Genomic DNA, 16,818 nt, shown 5'->3' on the forward strand with positions numbered 1-16,818 from the left:
GTAGGATGAGCAGCGCATACCAAGACGCTGCCAGCCACAGGGAGATCCACATGCGCGTCCTGTCATCCGTTGCCGCCTTGTCGCTGGGCCTGATCATGTCGACCGGGGCCATGGCCGCCACCGGCGAAGAGGCGCAGCTGATCGAATCGATCAATGCCTACCGCAGCCAGGCCCAGCGCTGCGGTGACGAGGTGTCGGTGGAGCTGCCGCCGCTCAACAGCGATACCCGTCTGGCACTGTCGCCGGAAGGCACTCGCGACCTGCAACAGGCCATGAGCCGCGCCGCCTACCCCATGGTCAATGTCCAGGCCATCAGCCTGTCCGGCCCACGCGATGCCCGTGCGGCCATGCACGCCATCGAAGAGAGCTTCTGCCAGGTCGTGCTCGACCCGCAGTTTGTCGATATCGGCGTCAGCCAGGAAGGTCGCGACTGGCGTATCGTGCTCGCCCGGCCCTTGCTCAGCGGGCGCCTGGGCGATTGGCAAGCCGAGGGGCAAAAGGTGCTGCAGGCCATCAATGCCGCACGCAAGGCACCCCGACAATGCGGTGGCCAGCCGTTCGCTGCAGCGCCTGCGCTGAGCTGGAGCACGGCGCTGGCAGGCGTGGCTGCCAGCCACACGCGGGCCATGGCCAACCAGAATTTCTTCGACCATATCGACAAGGACGGGCGCACGCCCGGTGACCGGGCGGAGCTGGCCGGCTACCTGTACCGGCAGATCGGCGAAGACATTGCCGCCGGGCGCGACACCGCGCAGAAGGTGGTGGATGGCTGGCTCGACAGCCCTGGCCACTGCGCCACTTTGATGAACCCGGACTTCCGCGAAATGGGCGCGGCCTATGCGGTAGACCCGAAGAGCGATGCCGGCATCTACTGGACCGGCCTGTTCGGCACGCCGCAATGAGCGCGACTCAGGTCCAGAACACACACGTGAACAGCTGAGGCGCACACCATGGCGTTGGATACCTGGCTCCTCTACCTGCTGGCGAGCATCGGCCTGTCGCTGACGCCCGGCCCGAACAGCCTGCTGGCCCTGACCCACGGCGCACTGTATGGTGCGCGCCGGACGCTGTTCACCATCGTTGGCGGGGTGTTCGGCTTCAGTGCGCTGATTGCCCTGGCGATGTTCGGGTTGACTGCGCTGCTGCAGACGTCAGCCTCGGTACTGATCGTGCTCAAGTGGGTCGGTGGCGCCTATCTGGTGTGGCTGGGCATCCAGCTGTGGCGCAGCCCTGGCTTGCAGCTGGAGGTGACCGAGCGCACTGCACGCCTGAGCAACCCGGGGATGTTCCGCCAAGGCCTGCTGTCGGCGCTTGCCAACCCCAAGGTCCTGTTGTTCTACGGCGCTTTCTTGCCGCAGTTCATCGAGCCCCAGCGTGGGTTGTTGCTGCAGTTCGTGATCATGGCGGCGACCTTTGCCAGCGTGGAATGCGTGGTCGAATACGTGCTGGCGCGCCTGGCCTTTCGTATCCGGCCGTGGCTGGCCAAGGGCGGCAAGGGGTTCAATCGCTGTTGCGCGAGCCTGTTCGCCCTGATTGGCGTCGCCTTGCCGCTGGGCCGGTAGTGCTCAAGCGCGCCGCGAAACCAGCAGGAAGACCAGCAGAGCCAAGCCGGGCAACGCGGCGCCCACCAGCGCCACACCGTGCCAGCCGTACTGGGCAAACACCGCGCTGGCCACCGCCGAACCCACTGCCCCGCCCAGGAAGATGCTGGTCATGTACAGCGCATTCAGCCGCCCGCGGCTGGCCGGGTCCAGGGCATAGACCTCACGCTGGCCGATGACCATGTTCATCTGCACGGCAAAATCCAGCAGCACCCCGGTCAGCCCCAGGCCGATCACGCTGTAGCCGGGTGTGGTCAAGCCCAGCATCAGCGCCAGGGGCGCCAGCACCAGGGCCAGCAACGAACCGGCACGGGCATGGCCAGCGTCGGCCAGGCGCCCAGCCATCGGTGCTGCGATGGCGCCGACCGCGCCAACCAGGGCGAACAACGCGATCTGGCTTTGGGACAGGCCATGCTCACTGGCCAGGGCCAACGGTACTGCGGTCCAGTAGAGGCTGAACGCCGCAAACATCAACGCCTGATACAGCGAGCGCTGACGCAGCACCGGGTATTGGCGCAACAGGGCGACCAGCGACAACATCAGCCCGGCATAACTGGCCTTGTGCTCAGGTACCCGGCGCGGCAGGGTCAACGCCAACAACAGGATGATTGCCAACATCAGGCCAGCGGCGCCGATGAACACCGTGCGCCAGCCAAAATGGTCGGCGACCAGGCTCGACAACGGCCGTGCCAGCAAAATGCCCAGCAGCAGGCCACCCATGATGTTGCCGACCACCCGCCCGCGCTCTTGCTCAGGCGCAAGGTGAGCGGCCAACGGAATGAGCATCTGCACAGCCACCGAACTGAAACCGATCAGCAAGGCATACATCAGGAACAGTTGCCCCTGCCCGCTGCTGCTGGTCCCTGCCAGCAACAGGCTGACGCAGGCCAGCACGGCAGTGGTGATCATCAACCGGCGGTTTTCCACCAGGTCGGCCAGTGGCACCAGCAACAAAAGGCCCAGCGCGTAGCCCAGTTGGGTCAACGACACGATCAGGCTGGCGCGCTCGGTAGACAGGCCCAGGTCCGGGGCGATCAGCCCAACGATGGGCTGTGCGTAATAGATATTGGCGACGATTGCGCCGCAGCAGAACGCCAGCAGCGCGACCAGGGCACGGCTCAGGCCGGCATGGGCTGGCTGGGCAGCAGCAAGGGAGGGATTCATGCGAGGTACCTCGGCATCGGGTTGGAATATGCCAGGCACCTTACCGAGCGCTTGCCTGCGAGAGAATCCAGCCCCGGCGCAACGAGGCTTTGCGCCAGGCGCAACGGTAGGGGTCAGGGCTTGAGCAGGCCTTCGCAAAAGCCGATGAATGCGTTGACCCGCCGTGAGCCGCGGTGGTTGGGCAAGTACAGGGCATTGATGCTGTCGTTGGCCGTGCCGGGGCTCGCCTGCCAGTCCGCAAACAGCCGCTGCAGGCGCCCGGCAGCGACGTCCTCGCGCACCAGCCAGTCGGCCAGCAAGGCAATGCCGCTGCCAGCCAGCGCCGCTTCGCGCAACAGGTCGGCGTTGGCACTGCGCAGCGGCCCGCTCACTTCCAGTTCCAGCACCTCGTCGGCGCGCTGCAGGCGCCAGGCGCGCGCCTTCTGCCCGTAGCGGAAACGCAGGCAGGCCTGCTGCAGCAGTTGCTCGGGGTGCAGCAACGCGTCACGCCTGGCCAGGTAGTCGGGGCTTGCCACCAGCCAGCGCTGAAAGCGGCCAAGTTGCCGGCACACCAGCTCGCCGTTTGGCGACGGGTCGCCGAGGCGAATGGACAGATCGTAGCGGCCGTCGAGCAGGTCATCGAGCCGGTCGCTCATGTCGATGTCCAGCTCCAGCGACGGGTGACGGGCGAGGAATGGCCCAAGGTGCGGTGCGATCACGCGTCGGCCGAACTCGACCGGCAGGCACAGGCGCAGCACACCGACCGGCTCATCGCCTCGGTCGGCGACGCTGGCGTCGGCCTCATCCAGCGCGTCGAAGATGTCCCTCGCCCTTGCGTAGTAACGTGCACCCGCTTCGGTCAGGCTGACCTGGCGTGTGGAGCGGTTGAGCAAGGTCGTGCCGAGCTCCGACTCCAGAGCATCGACCAGACGCGTCACCGACGAAGTAGCGACGCCGAGCCTGCGCGCAGCCGCAGAAAAGCCCTGGGCATCCACTGTTGCGGTAAACATCTTCATCGCCAGGAGCTTGTCCATAGCTACTCCAGTTTTCGAATTTCGGAACACTCCTACAATCGGCAAGGCGGGTCAAGAAGCGCACAACAGAGCGATCAGGTCCATAGTGGAAACACCTCCGTCAGTGCGAGAACATCCCATGCCCATTGCCAACCTGCTCAATGCCCTGCCCCATTGCGACCCTGCCGCAGCCGAGCGGGTCGATGAACTGCTGCAACGCCCTGGGCTGCGCATCGAGCGCATCGTCTCCTGCGGCCAGGCCAGCCCGCACGGCTTCTGGTACGACCAGGCCGAAAGCGAATGGATCCTGCTGTTGACCGGCAGAGCCGGGCTGCGCTTTGAGTGCGAGAACTACTCCCGCTTGCTGCTGCCGGGTGATTGCCTGGACATTCCGGCGCATTGCCGGCATCGGGTGGAATGGACTGCCCGAGGGCAACCGACCGTCTGGCTTGCCGTGTTTCATGGTATCGACACGCCATGGCCACCTCATTGAGATACCCCATCGCCTGTTGCAAACGTCCAGCCCTCGAAAATTTACAGGCGGGTTAAACGCCACGTTTACTGCAATTTTCAACGCGTGATCTACACTTTTAGCCACACCTTTGCAAGTTTGCCCCTGCGACAATCAGCCTCATTAAATTATGTACTAACTTGTTAATTAGCAAGCTAAGGGCTTAAACTGCGCTCATTCCACCTGCTGAGATCCCTGGCATGAACGAAACACCGCGCGCCTCTGGCGCCACAACTATCATCCTGGTCGGCTTGGGCGTGATCGTCGCCCTGCTCGGCCTGCTCCTGGCCGCTGGCGGCGTCAAGCTCGCCGGCCTGGGCGGTTCCTGGTACTTCCTGATCGGCGGCCTGGCCATGGCCATCGCCGGTGTTCTCATCGCTCGCCGCAAGCCGGCCGGCGCCTGGCTGTACGCGGCGTTTCTGGTCGGTACCGTGGTCTGGGCACTGATCGACGCCGGCCTGGTGTTCTGGCCACTGTTCTCGCGCCTGTTCATGTTCGGCGCAATCGGCATGGTGGTGGCGCTGGTCTACCCGATGCTCGCACGCGCCAATGGCGCCAGCGCCGGCCGTGGTGCATACGGCATCGCCGGTGTGCTGGCCGTGCTGCTGGTGATCGCCGCAGGCAACATGTTCGTCGCCCACCCAAGCGTTGCCCCCACCGGCAAAGGCCCGGGCATCACCCCGGTCGAGGCCGGCAAGGAGCAGAAGGACTGGGCCCACTACGGCAACACCGAAGGGGGCAGCCGCTTCGCAGCGCTGGACCAGATCAACCGCGACAACGTCAACAAGCTCAAGGTGGCCTGGACCTACCACACCGGTGACGTCGCCATCAGTGACGGCAACGGCGCCGAAGACCAGCTGACCCCGCTGCAGATCGGCAACAAGGTGTTCATCTGCACCCCGCACAACAACCTGATCGCCCTCGACGCCGACACCGGCAAAGAGCTGTGGAAGAACGCGATCAACGCTCAGTCCAAGGTCTGGCAGCGTTGCCGTGGCATGGCCTACTTCGACGCCACCGCGGCGATCGCCCAGCCGACCCAGCCGAACAGTTCGCCGATCCCTGTCGGTAGCGTGCCGGCCGGTGCCAACTGCCAGCGTCGCCTGCTGACCAATACCATCGACGGCCGCCTGATCGCCGTTGACGCCGACAACGGCCAGTTCTGCCAAGGCTTCGGCAACAACGGCCAGGTCGACCTGAAGGCCGGCCTGGGTGACGTACCGGACTCCTACTACCAGCTGTCCTCCGCACCGTTGATGGCCGGTACCACCGTGGTGGTTGGCGGCCGTATCGCCGACAACGTCCAGACCGACATGCCAGGCGGCGTGATCCGCGGTTTCGACGTTATCACCGGGGAAATGCGCTGGGCCTTCGACCCGGGCAACCCGGAAGACCGCAAGGCGCCGGCCGATGGCCGCACCTATGTGCGCAGCACCCCGAACAGCTGGGCGCCGATGTCCTACGACCCGGCGATGAACACCGTGTTCCTGCCGATGGGCTCGTCGTCCACTGACATTTACGGGGTGGAGCGCAGCAAGCTGGACCACACCTACGGCGCTTCCGTACTGGCCCTGGACGCCACCACCGGCAACCAGAAGTGGGTATTCCAGACCGTGCACAACGACCTCTGGGACTTTGACCTGCCGATGCAGCCGAGCCTGATCGACTTCACCAAGGACGACGGCAAATCCGTGCCAGCGGTGGTGATCGGCACCAAGGCCGGGCAAATCTACGTGCTCGACCGCGCCACCGGCAAACCGCTGACCCAGGTCGACGAGGTACCGGTCAAGCCAAGCAACATCCCCAACGAGCCGTATTCCCCGACCCAGCCGAAATCGGTAGGCATGCCGCAGATCGGCGCGCAGACCCTGACCGAGTCGGACATGTGGGGTGCCACGCCGTACGACCAGCTGCTGTGCCGTATCGACTTCAAGAAGATGCGCTACGACGGCCTGTACACCGCGCCGGGTACTGACCTGTCGCTGAGCTTCCCGGGTTCGCTGGGCGGCATGAACTGGGGCAGCCTGTCCACCGACCCGGTGCATGGCTTCATCTTCGTCAACGACATGCGCCTGGGCCTGTGGATCCAGATGATCCCGTCGCAGAACAAGGGCGACGCAGCCTCCGGCGGTGAAGCACTGAACACCGGCATGGGCGCCGTACCGCTCAAGGGCACCCCATACGCAGTCAACAAGAACCGCTTCCTGTCGGTTGCCGGCATCCCGTGCCAGGCGCCGCCGTTCGGCACCCTGACCGCCATCGACATGAAGACCCGCCAGATCGCCTGGCAGGTACCGGTCGGCACCGTGGAAGACACCGGCCCCCTGGGCATCCGCATGCACCTGCCGATCAAGATCGGCCTGCCGACCCTCGGCGGCACCCTGTCGACCCAAGGCGGCCTGGTGTTCATCGCCGGGACCCAGGACTTCTACCTGCGCGCCTACGACAGCAGCAACGGTAACGAAATCTGGAAAGCCCGCCTGCCAGTAGGCAGCCAGGGTGGCCCGATGACCTACGTTTCGCCGAAGACCGGCAAGCAGTACGTGGTGATCACCGCTGGCGGTGCGCGCCAGTCGACTGACCGTGGCGACTACGTGATTTCTTACGCCCTGCCGTAAGACCGCGTCGCTGCATTCGCGGGCAAGCCCGCTCCCACAGGTTCTGCGCTGATCCTGGTGAGAGCGGGCTTGTTCGCGAATGCCCCCCCAAAAACAACACGAGACACAGCAATGCCATCCGCAATCCGCATCACCCCAACCCTGCTTCTGGCCCTGGCCAGCACCCCTGCCCTGGCCGACGGCGACCTGCTCAACCGCAGCACCATGACTGGTGACTGGGGCGGCCTGCGCCACCAGCTCGAAGAAGACGGTGTCAAGCTCACCGGCGACTACAGCGGTGAAACCGCCTACAACGCCCACGGTGGCCTGCACCGCTCGGCGCGCTACTCGCAGAACATCAAGCTCGGCGCACAGTTCGACCTGTCGAAAATTTACGGCCTGGAAAACGGCGGCAAGGTCCAACTGACCATCAACGACCGCCGCGGCAACAGCGCCTCGGAAGACCTGGTCGGCAACCGTTTGCCGATCCAGGAAAACTACGGCGGCCTGTACACCCGCCTGACCGAACTGAGCTACGAGCGCACCCTGTTCACCCCGGCACTCAACGTCAAGCTCGGCTACATGGCCATGGGCAACGACCTCGGCGGCCTCGACAGCGGCATCCTGTGCAACTTCATGAACGCCGGCTTCTGTGGCCACCCGCTGAACATGTCCGGTGGCAGCGGCTGGACCAACTACCCCAACGCCCACCTCGGCGTGCGCGTGAAGTACGACCTGTCGCCGTCCTGGCAGCTGCGCGTGGCGGCGTTCAACGTCGACCCGGAAAGCAACGGCAACTCCAGCCGCGCCTGGCACCTGGGGCCCAAGCACACCACCGGTACCGTGGTGCCGGTGGAGCTGGTGTACAAGCTGCAGGGCGAACTGCCGGGTGAGTACAAGCTGGGCTACTACTACGACAGCTCCGACGTGAAGCGCGTCGACAGCAGCAAGGAAGTGTCCGGTCGCGGTGGTCACTACCTGCTGGTTGACCAGGCGGTGTGGAACGATGCCGGCTCGCCGGGGCGCAGCCTTCACGCGTTCGGCCAGTATTCGGCAGCGAGCGAGGCCGCCTCGCCATTCACCAAGTGGTATGGCGCCGGTGTGGTGCTGTACAAGCCGTTCGAAGGCCGCCCGCGCGACACCCTGGCCCTGGGCTATGGCCGCGCCGTGCCGAATCCGCGTAGCCGCGATGTGCTGGAAGACGCCGCATTCAACGCCGGGCAGCAATTCCCCAATATCGACAACGCCGAGCAACTGATCGAACTGAGCTATGGCTACCAGGCAACGCCGTGGCTGAACCTGCGCCCGGATGTGCAGTACATCATCGAGCCGGGGGCGTTCTCGGGCAAAGACATCGACAATGCGCTGGTAGTTGGCCTGCAGGTCAAGGCGACCTTTTAGAATCGCCGGGGCCGCTCTGCGGCCCATTCGCGGATAAATCCGCTCCTACGGGGCCCGGGCCATGCTTCGTACTGTAGGAGCGGATTTATCCGCGAAGAAGCCAATACCGTCATTCCTGCCTGAGATAATCCACCAACCTCAACAACATCGCATCACAACCCTCAAGCTGTTCGACACTGACGAACTCATCCGCCTTGTGCCCTTGGTCCATGCTGCCCGGCCCACACACCACGGTCGGTATCCCCGCCTGGTCGAACAGCCCACCCTCGGTGCCGAACGCCACGGTACCGAAATCCTCCGAGCCACTGAGCAATGCCACCAAGCGCGCGGCCTCGCTGTCGGGCGGCGTGGCCAGCCCCGGATACGCACTCAACGGTTGCAGGCGGATTGCACTGCCCGCGTTGACCTTGCGCATGCGTGGCAGCAACTCGGCCTCGGCGTAGGTCTGCAGCTGGTCGGCCACTGCCTGTGCTTCAAACCCCGGCAGCGCGCGCACCTCGAAATCGAACGCACACTCCTCCGGCACAATGTTCAGCGCCCTGCCCCCTTTGATCACCCCTGTCTGCACCGTGGAGAACGGCGGGTCGAAGCGCCCGTCGTGATGCGCCGGCAGCGCCAGGGCATCACCGATTTCGCCCAGCTTGCCGATCAGCTTGGCAGCGTACTCGATGGCATTCACCCCGTAAGGTGCGTACGCCGAGTGACACGCCGCGCCATGCACCTCACAGCGCATCGCCAACTTGCCCTTGTGGCCCAGCACCGGCTTCAGCTCGGTAGGCTCACCGATCAGGCACAGCCGTGGCTTGATCGGGCGATTTCCCAGTGCGGCCAGCATCGAGCGCACGCCCAGGCAACCGACTTCCTCATCATAGGAAAACGCCAGGTGCACCGGCATGCGCAGCGGCTGCGCCAGGAACCTTGGCACGGCCGCCAGCACCGAGGCGATGAAACCTTTCATGTCAGCGGTCCCACGACCGTACAGGCGCCCGTCACGTTCAGTGAGGTTGAAGGCCGGCAGCGTCCAGGCCTGGCCGTCCACCGGCACCACATCGGTGTGGCCGGATAACACGATACCGCCGACATCCGCGGGGCCGATGCTGGCGAACAGGTTGGCCTTGGTGCCTTCCGGGTTATGGAACAGCTCGCACGCCACCCCCTGCCCGGCCAGGTAGTCACGGATGAACGCGATCAGTTCGAGGTTGGAGTCGCGACTGACCGTAGCAAAGCCGATCAGCCGTTCCAGCAAGGCGCGGCTGCTGACTTCACTCATCGCCCGGCACCCCGTAGCTGGGGGCGGCGGTCGGGTCGAGGGCGCGGGTGACGTAGTCCTGCATCTGTGGGCGGTACGCCTGCCACAGGCCGTCGAGCACACCGATCGGGTCCTCATCGGCCCAGTCCACGCGCAGGTCCACCAGCGGCCAGGTCAATTCGCCAGCAATCTTCAGCGCCGCCGAATGCACCGGGCCGGCTTCACCCCCCGCCGCCATCGCCGCATGCATCGCTGCCAACAGGCGGTCGGCCAGATGCCCGCCTGCCTGTTCAAAGGCCTGCACCATGGCATCGATCACCTGGCGCGAAGACAGCAGGTTGCCAGCGGCCGCGCACTGTTCACCGGCCACAGCGTCATGCACGCCCAACGCTTCCTTGCCGGTGAACAGTGCCACCTGGCCTTGGCTGTCGATCACCGTGACCTGGCGATACTCGCTCCAGCCATTGGCGCTCAACACCCGGTCCAGTGCGGCGGCAGGAGGCAGCTGGCCCTGCTCCAGGGCATCGAGGATTTGCGGGCCGAGGGCCGGCAAGGTGATGTTCTGGGTGGACACGGCACCGACGCCTGCCCGTACCCATGGGCAGCGGGCGCCGACGGCGATACTCGACGAACTGATGGCGATACCGACCTGGCCGGTTTCCTGGCAGCGACCGATGATGGAGAAAGTCATGGTGGAGCTCCTGTTGTTCTGTGCGATGCCCGGCATTCTGGGCGGAACCTTCAGGGCCACGAAACCAACATTTTCCTGTGCCTTGAACAGGAAAAAACTAAGGCCGGCCAACACCGCTCGCAAAGCCAGCCCCCTGGCCGAGCCCAGGCAAAACGCGGCCTTCGCCGTTTTATCGGCAAGCCCCAGCTAAATACTATTTTCGCGATTTTCCAGGCATCCCTAGTCTGGCCCCAGGCAACGGCGGTCCTCCAAACCGACCTGACAAAAACCGCCTTAACAAGGGCTCGGACATGACACTGAACAACATCGAAATCGACACCCTCGTGGTTGGCGCCGGCCAGGCCGGCGTGGCCATGAGTGAACACCTGAGCAAGCTTGGCGTGCCGCACCTGGTGCTGGAACGCAAGCGCATCGCCGAGGCCTGGCGCACCGGCCGCTGGGATTCCCTGGTAGCCAACGGCCCGGTCTGGCACGACCGCTTCCCGGGGCTGGAATTCAACCTCGACGCTGATGCCTTCGCCGGCAAGGACCAGGTCGCCGACTACTTCGAGCAGTACGTACGCAAATACAACCTGCCGGTACGCACCGGCATCGAAGTCAAGAAGGTGGTACGCAACGCCGACCGCCCTGGCTTCACCATCGAGACCAACGAAGGCGTGATCCGCGCCAACCGCGTGGTGGCCGCCACTGGCCCGTTCCAGAAACCGGTGATCCCGGCGATCGCCCCGAAAGATGCCAACCTGCACCAGATCCACTCCGCCGCCTACTACAACCCCGGGCAGCTGCCTGACGGCGCCGTGCTGGTGGTGGGTGCTGGTTCCTCCGGCGTGCAGATTGCCGAAGAGCTGATGCGTGCCGGGCGCCAGGTATACCTGTCGGTCGGTGCCCACGACCGCCCGCCGCGATCCTACCGCAACCGCGACTTCTGCTGGTGGCTGGGTGTGCTCGGCGAATGGGACGCGGAAATCGCCAAGCCGGGCCGCGAGCATGTGACCATCGCCGTCAGCGGCGCCCGTGGCGGCCACACCGTGGACTTCCGCGCCCTCGCTCACCAAGGCATGACCCTGGTCGGCCTGACCCAGTCGTTCGAAAACGGCGTGGCCCACTTCCAGGACAACCTGGTCGATAACATCAACCGCGGCGACGAGAACTACCTGGCCCTGCTGGATGCCGCCGATGCCTACATCGAGCGCAACGGCCTGGACCTGCCGCAAGAGCCTGAAGCACGCAAGCGCCTGGCTGACCCGCAATGCATGGTCAACCCGTTGCAGCAACTGGACCTGGCCCAGGCCGGCGTCACCAGCATCATCTGGGCCACCGGCTACGCCGTCGACTTCAGCTGGTTGCAGGTCGACACCTTCGACGCCAACGGCAAGCCCCAGCACCAGCGCGGCGTAGCCCGCGAGCCGGGTGTGTACTTCCTGGGCCTGCCCTGGCTGTCGCGCCGCGGCTCGTCGTTCATCTGGGGCGTGTGGCATGACGCCAAGCACGTCGCCGGCCACATCGCCACGCAGCGCACCTACCTGGCCTACCGCGACCGCGAGCAGCGCGAAGCGGATGGCCAAGCAAACCCGATCAGCAATGTCAGCAGCTTTGGAGCCCACTGATGCCTACCCATACTCGCATCCGCATGTTCAACACCAAGGAAACCTACCCCAACCAGACCCTGGATAACGACCTGTGCCAGGCCGTGCGGGCCGGTAACACCATCTATGTACGCGGCCAGGTCGGTACCGACTTCGAAGGCAAGCTGGTGGGCCTGGGTGATCCTCGGGCGCAGACCGAGCAGGCGATGAAGAACGTCAAGCAGCTGCTCGAAGAGGCGGGTTCCGACCTGTCGCACATCGTCAAGACCACCACCTACATCACCGACCCACGCTTCCGCGAGCCGGTGTACAAGGAAGTGGGGAAATGGCTCAAGGGCGTGTTCCCGATTTCCACCGGGCTGGTGGTCGCCGGCTTGGCTCAGGCCGAGTGGCTGATGGAAATCGACGTGATTGCGGTGGTGCCGGATCAGCAGTGATCCGTTTGAGATAGCTGGGGCCGCTTCGCGGTCCCGGATATTCAGAACCTGGCCAATTCTTCGCGGCAGAACTCGACGAACAACTGCGCGGGTTTAGTCAGCTGCACCCGCTTCAGGTGCGCCGCCGCCAGCCCCGACAACGCCACCGGCTCGGCGATGTCGATCGTCACCAGCTTTTGCCCGTCATAAGTGCATTCCGAATGCGGCCGGGTCACCAGCAGCGAAAACCCGAAGCCCTGCCCCACCATCCCGCGCACCATCTCGATCGACGGCGAACTGAAGACGATGTTCGGTGTCAGGCCCATTTCATTGAACAGGCTGACGAAGTAGGTCCGGCTAGGCGCCACGTCCAGCAGGATCATCGGCTCCGGGCACAGGTCGCGCAGCGACACCTGCGCCTGGCCGGCGAAGCGGTGCTTCTCGGGCAGCAGCACGTATGGCTTCTGTGGCGGCATCAAGGGTTCGGCTTCAATGGTGCCGTCCAGGTCGTGGTCATACAGAAACGCCAGGTCGAAGGTACCCGCAGTCAGGCCCTGGATCAGGTCTTGTTGCTCGCCGTCGCGCAGGCGGATGTCCACGCCCGGATAGCGCTCGCGAAATCCGGCGATCAGCCGCGGCAGATACAGCGGCGCCACGGTTTCGAAACAACCGATGTCGATCTGACCGGCCACGGTGTCGTTGTCGGCCAGGGCGTTCTGCTCGAACTCGTGAGCCATCTGCAACAACGACTTGGTCTTGGCGTAGAAACGCTTGCCACTTGGCGTCAGCGAGACGCCCTGGGCGTGGTGGCGGATGAACAGTTGCACACCAAAGCTTTCTTCCAGGCTCTTGATCGCCGTGGAGATCGACGGCTGGGCGATGTACAGCTGCCGCGAGGCCTCGGCGACGCTGCCGGCCTCGACGGTGGTGACGAAGTATTTGAGTTGTCGCAGGGTGTAGGAAGCCACAGGCACCTCGTTGGCGCCGCTCGCGGGCGCCTTGGAATTTTCCTGTCACTTTACCTTGTGGCCTGGTTCAGCGGGCTGCTGGGTGATGAAGGATTTGCCTAAGGCTTGAACATACTTTTTGTGTTACCAGCGCCGGCCGGACATTGGTACCAAGCCGTCAGTGCCCCGTACCTGCCGTCAGGGATGTTGCCAGCTAACACTGGCATGATCGCTAGCCGTGTTTTCTGCCTGAACGAAGCTGCCATGCTGCGGGGGTATGTTCTGGTCCGTGTAAGCAAGGGCTTGCTGAGTGAAGACCTGCTTCTGATTGTCGAAGGTCAGATCATGCCTTGCGACATTTCTGCCCCAATCTTCGGAGGGCAGTGACAGGTAACTGATCTTGTAGACCGAATCGGTCGACTGCCCCACGATCACGTATACACCATAGTGATCTTCGCCAGGCGACACGATCTTGTAGATACCATTGTCGTAGTAGTAGATGCTCGCCAGCTCGAACGGCTTTTCGCTGTACATCACCTCGTACTTCAAATGATGAACCATGGTAGGGGAGCCAACAGGGACCTTGATCGGCTCAGCAGTGGCTGCTTGAGTGATCGCCGGGATGCTGATGGCAGTAGCAACGAGCATGGATTTGAGCGTCATGTCTGTTCCTCTTACGCGTGTTAAGGAACCACACGATAGTTGCATACGCAGGGGGGAAAAGTGGTTTGACTCAGTTAGGGAGCAGCCTTACATAAATCAACGAAAGGTATTACAAATTTGACGCAGCGTAGAGGCGCTTCAATGCTCAAGGCTGGTGAAACAGGCCAGAACGTCTTTACTGGTAGGTAACGACCCGCAGGTACGGTGTACGCCTATGAAGATCGTTGTCACCAGCATCCTCGTCGACGACCAGGCCAAGGCCTTGGCTTTCTACCATTACATACTGGGCTTCGAGCCCAGGCACGACATCCCCATGGGCCAGCATCGCTGGCTGACGCTGACCTCACCCAATGACCCGAATGGTGTCGAGCTGCTGCTGGAGCCCGATGCGCACCCCGCCGCCAAGCTCTACAAGCAAGCGCTGAAACAGGACGGCATTGCAGCCGCCACTTTCGGCGTGCGCGACATCCAGGCCGAGTATGCCCGGTTGTGCAAGGCCAACGTGAAGTTCACCAAGGAGCCCACCGACTTGGGCCCGGTCACTGTCGCGGTGTTCGACGACACCTGCGGCAACCTGATCCAGATCGCTCAGAAACACTGAGCGGCGCCCATGGCAGCCGGTGCTGCCATTGGCTACATTGCAGCTGTATCCCGTGCGCCACAACAAGGAAAACAGATGCGCCACGAATTCAGCGAAGTGCTCAACGACCTGGTCGACTATTTCCTGCTGGGCGATATCCAGCTGCTCGATCGTTTCAAAGAAGAAAATCACCTGTCCGACGACCTGGCTCGTGAATTCACCAGCAACGACAGTGGCGACAAGGCCGTGGCCGAAGGCGTGGTGATACCCCTGGCAGGCGTCGACAACCTGCCCTATCACATCTTGTTCACCCTCGATGGCCATCCACCCGCCCTGCTCGAACCCGGCAGCCGTCTCAAGCACCGGCGCAACGGCTATGTGCTGCACGTGGAGAACCGTGCGCTGATGCTGTACACCTGGCGCATCCTGCAGCACTTCACCCCGAAGACGCTGGGTGACCTGCTGGCCCGCTACCAGGTGCCGGGGCGGCCGATGATCGAGCTGGAAAACGGCTGGTATGACGTCGAGGTGCTGGCGGGGGCGCTGATCAGGGACGGGTTGTACGAACCGGCGTTCGAGTTCGTGTTGACCAAACGCTGGAACCGGGGCGAGGCCAAGGCGGTGGATACCGGGTATGCCTTCACCCTGCGTGGCTATTTCGATTGAGCGGTCGCTGAGCCACCCCCACAGGCCCTGCACTGCACCTGTGGGAGCGGTTTGCGCCGCGAAGAGGCCGGACCTGCCTATGAGATATCGCGGTCCTTGGTCTCCGGCAGGAACAAGATACCCAACACCGCCGTCATCAGCGCAATCACGATGGGGTACCACAGCCCGTAGTAGATGTCCCCGGTCGCCGCCACCATGGCGAACGCCACTGTCGGCAGGAAACCACCGAACCAGCCATTACCGATGTGGTACGGCAGCGACATCGAGGTGTAGCGGATGCGCGCCGGGAACAGTTCAACCAGCCAGGCCGCGATCGGCCCGTAGACCATGGTCACGTAGATCACCAGCAGGGTCAGCAGCAACAGCACCATCGGGTAATGGATCTTCGCCGGGTCGGCCTTTTCCGGGTAACCGGCCTCCTTCAAGGCCCCGGCCATGGTCGCGGTGAAGGCATCGGCCTGGGTCTTCAAGTCGGCAGCCGCCAGGCTGCTGCCATCGAAGCTCGGAATCACCCGCTCACCGATACGAACCTGCGCCACGCTGCCAGGTTCGGCTGCCTGGTTTGTGTAGGGGATCGCGCGCTTGGCCAGGAGGCTTTTGGCAATGTCACACGAGCTGGTGAATTTGGCCTTGCCCACCGGGTCGAACTGGAACGCGCACTGGCCAGGGTCGGCGACCACCACCACCGGGTTCTGCTCCTGGGCAACGAACACGTCCGGGTTGCCGTACTCGGTCAGCGCCTTGAAGATCGGGAAGTAGGTCAGCGCAGCGATGATGCAGCCGGCCATGACGATCTTCTTGCGGCCGATACGGTCCGACAGGCTGCCGAAGAAGATGAAGAACGGCGTGCCGATCAGCAAGGACCCGGCGATCAGCAGGTTGGCGGTCTGTGGGTCGATCTTGAGCATCTGCAGCAGGAAGAACAGCGCATAGAATTGCCCGGTGTACCACACCACCGCCTGCCCGGCCGTGCCGCCCAACAGCGACATGATCACCACCCTGAGGTTGTCCCAGCGGGCGAACGACTCGGTCAGCGGCGCCTTGGACGCCTTGCCCTCGGCCTTCATCTTCATGAATACCGGCGACTCGTTGAGCTGCATGCGGATATACACCGAAATCGCCAGCAGCACGATCGACAGCAGGAACGGCACTCGCCAGCCCCAGGCCTCGAACACTTCGGTACCCATGACGGTGCGGCAGGCCAGGATCACCAGCAACGACAGGAATAAACCCAGCGTGGCGGTGGTCTGGATCCACGCCGTGAAGAAGCCACGCCGGCCTTTGGGCGCATGCTCGGCGACATAGGTGGCTGCACCGCCATACTCGCCACCCAGCGCCAACCCCTGAAGCAGGCGCAAGGTGATCAGGATGACCGGAGCCGCCACACCAATCGCCGCATAGCTGGGCAGCAGCCCCACCACTGCGGTAGACAGGCCCATGATGACGATAGTGATGAGAAAGGTGTACTTGCGCCCGATCATGTCGCCCAGGCGGCCGAACACGATGGCGCCGAACGGCCGCACGGCAAAGCCCGCGGCAAAGGCCAGCAAGGCAAAGATGAACGAGGTGGTTTCATTGACGCCGGCGAAGAAGTGCTTGGCGATGATCGCTGCCAGCGAGCCGTACAGGTAAAAGTCGTACCATTCGAACACGGTGCCCAGCGAGGAGGCGAAGATGACCTTGCGCTCCTCCTTGGTGATGCCCCGTTGGGGCGCGCTACTGCCCGTGGAAGCGCTGTCGAGAACCGCCATGGG

At 63.8% G+C, this 16,818-nt stretch carries 15 protein-coding genes and 1 pseudogene; 9 read left to right on the forward strand and 7 right to left on the reverse strand.

What is annotated here, in order from left to right; genetic code table 11:
* The first annotated feature begins 50 nt into the window (after positions 1 to 50).
* Together APH33_RS24810 and APH33_RS24815 are read left to right on the forward strand one after the other, a co-directional pair.
* Positions 51 to 902 (forward strand): CAP domain-containing protein, encoded by an 852-nt coding sequence (locus tag APH33_RS24810; RefSeq protein ID WP_054887682.1) that lies wholly within the window; start codon positions 51 to 53, stop codon positions 900 to 902.
* A gap of 48 nt (positions 903 to 950) precedes the next feature.
* Positions 951 to 1,562, forward strand: coding sequence for a LysE family translocator (locus APH33_RS24815; protein WP_054887683.1), 612 nt, complete (start codon positions 951 to 953; stop codon positions 1,560 to 1,562).
* A gap of 3 nt (positions 1,563 to 1,565) precedes the next feature.
* Here the strand turns inward: APH33_RS24815 and APH33_RS24820 are convergent, their stop codons facing one another.
* Both APH33_RS24820 and APH33_RS24825 read right to left on the reverse strand, forming a co-directional pair.
* The gene (locus APH33_RS24820) at positions 1,566 to 2,765 is read right to left on the reverse strand and encodes an MFS transporter (RefSeq protein ID WP_054887684.1); all 1,200 of its coding nucleotides are present in this window, start codon (positions 2,763 to 2,765) and stop codon (positions 1,566 to 1,568) included.
* 113 nt (positions 2,766 to 2,878) lie between these two features.
* On the reverse strand, positions 2,879 to 3,778 hold the full coding sequence (locus tag APH33_RS24825; RefSeq protein ID WP_054887685.1) for a LysR family transcriptional regulator: 900 nt from the start codon (positions 3,776 to 3,778) through the stop codon (positions 2,879 to 2,881).
* Positions 3,779 to 3,896: 118 nt separating this feature from the next.
* Between APH33_RS24825 and APH33_RS24830 the strand changes: the two genes are divergently transcribed.
* The 3 genes from APH33_RS24830 (at position 3,897) to APH33_RS24840 (ending at position 8,266) form a co-directional block, all read left to right on the forward strand.
* The gene (locus APH33_RS24830; RefSeq protein ID WP_054887686.1) at positions 3,897 to 4,250 is read left to right on the forward strand and encodes a hypothetical protein; all 354 of its coding nucleotides are present in this window, start codon (positions 3,897 to 3,899) and stop codon (positions 4,248 to 4,250) included.
* A 218-nt stretch (positions 4,251 to 4,468) separates the two neighbouring features.
* Positions 4,469 to 6,886 (forward strand): glucose/quinate/shikimate family membrane-bound PQQ-dependent dehydrogenase, encoded by a 2,418-nt coding sequence (locus APH33_RS24835; RefSeq protein WP_054887687.1) that lies wholly within the window; start codon positions 4,469 to 4,471, stop codon positions 6,884 to 6,886.
* A gap of 111 nt (positions 6,887 to 6,997) precedes the next feature.
* Positions 6,998 to 8,266, forward strand: coding sequence for a carbohydrate porin (locus APH33_RS24840; protein ID WP_054887688.1), 1,269 nt, complete (start codon positions 6,998 to 7,000; stop codon positions 8,264 to 8,266).
* A 109-nt stretch (positions 8,267 to 8,375) separates the two neighbouring features.
* Here the strand turns inward: APH33_RS24840 and argE are convergent, their stop codons facing one another.
* Both argE and APH33_RS24850 read right to left on the reverse strand, forming a co-directional pair.
* A complete protein-coding gene (argE, locus tag APH33_RS24845; protein WP_054887689.1) occupies positions 8,376 to 9,536 on the reverse strand; it encodes an acetylornithine deacetylase in 1,161 nt (386 codons plus the stop codon).
* On the reverse strand, positions 9,529 to 10,206 hold the full coding sequence (locus tag APH33_RS24850) for a DUF1028 domain-containing protein (protein ID WP_054887690.1): 678 nt from the start codon (positions 10,204 to 10,206) through the stop codon (positions 9,529 to 9,531). The genes argE and APH33_RS24850 overlap by 8 nt, the downstream gene beginning before the upstream one ends.
* 204 nt (positions 10,207 to 10,410) lie before the next feature.
* Here APH33_RS24850 and APH33_RS24860 point away from each other — a divergent pair.
* Together APH33_RS24860 and APH33_RS24865 are read left to right on the forward strand one after the other, a co-directional pair.
* Positions 10,411 to 11,813, forward strand: a pseudogene (locus APH33_RS24860) (flavin-containing monooxygenase).
* A complete protein-coding gene (locus APH33_RS24865) occupies positions 11,813 to 12,229 on the forward strand; it encodes a RidA family protein (protein WP_014590706.1) in 417 nt (138 codons plus the stop codon). The pseudogene APH33_RS24860 and the gene APH33_RS24865 overlap by 1 nt, the downstream one beginning before the upstream one ends.
* A gap of 41 nt (positions 12,230 to 12,270) precedes the next feature.
* Here APH33_RS24865 and APH33_RS24870 read toward each other — a convergent pair whose 3' ends face one another.
* Positions 12,271 to 13,176, reverse strand: coding sequence for a LysR family transcriptional regulator (locus APH33_RS24870; RefSeq protein ID WP_054887693.1), 906 nt, complete (start codon positions 13,174 to 13,176; stop codon positions 12,271 to 12,273).
* Between the two features lie 177 nt (positions 13,177 to 13,353).
* Complete coding sequence (locus APH33_RS24875; protein WP_054887694.1) at positions 13,354 to 13,818, reverse strand: hypothetical protein; 465 nt, start codon at positions 13,816 to 13,818, stop codon at positions 13,354 to 13,356.
* A gap of 214 nt (positions 13,819 to 14,032) precedes the next feature.
* On the opposite strand from APH33_RS24875, the gene APH33_RS24880 reads away from it, so the two are divergent.
* Together APH33_RS24880 and APH33_RS24885 are read left to right on the forward strand one after the other, a co-directional pair.
* Positions 14,033 to 14,419, forward strand: coding sequence for a VOC family protein (locus APH33_RS24880; RefSeq protein ID WP_054887695.1), 387 nt, complete (start codon positions 14,033 to 14,035; stop codon positions 14,417 to 14,419).
* A 75-nt stretch (positions 14,420 to 14,494) separates the two neighbouring features.
* On the forward strand, positions 14,495 to 15,064 hold the full coding sequence (locus tag APH33_RS24885) for a hypothetical protein (protein WP_054887696.1): 570 nt from the start codon (positions 14,495 to 14,497) through the stop codon (positions 15,062 to 15,064).
* 77 nt (positions 15,065 to 15,141) lie between these two features.
* Here the strand turns inward: APH33_RS24885 and APH33_RS24890 are convergent, their stop codons facing one another.
* Positions 15,142 to 16,815 (reverse strand): MFS transporter, encoded by a 1,674-nt coding sequence (locus APH33_RS24890; RefSeq protein ID WP_054887697.1) that lies wholly within the window; start codon positions 16,813 to 16,815, stop codon positions 15,142 to 15,144.
* Positions 16,816 to 16,818 lie beyond the last annotated feature (3 nt).

The sequence above is a fragment of the Pseudomonas sp. NBRC 111130 genome (genome assembly GCF_001320485.1).
GTDB classification, from domain to species: domain Bacteria; phylum Pseudomonadota; class Gammaproteobacteria; order Pseudomonadales; family Pseudomonadaceae; genus Aquipseudomonas; species Aquipseudomonas vlassakiae.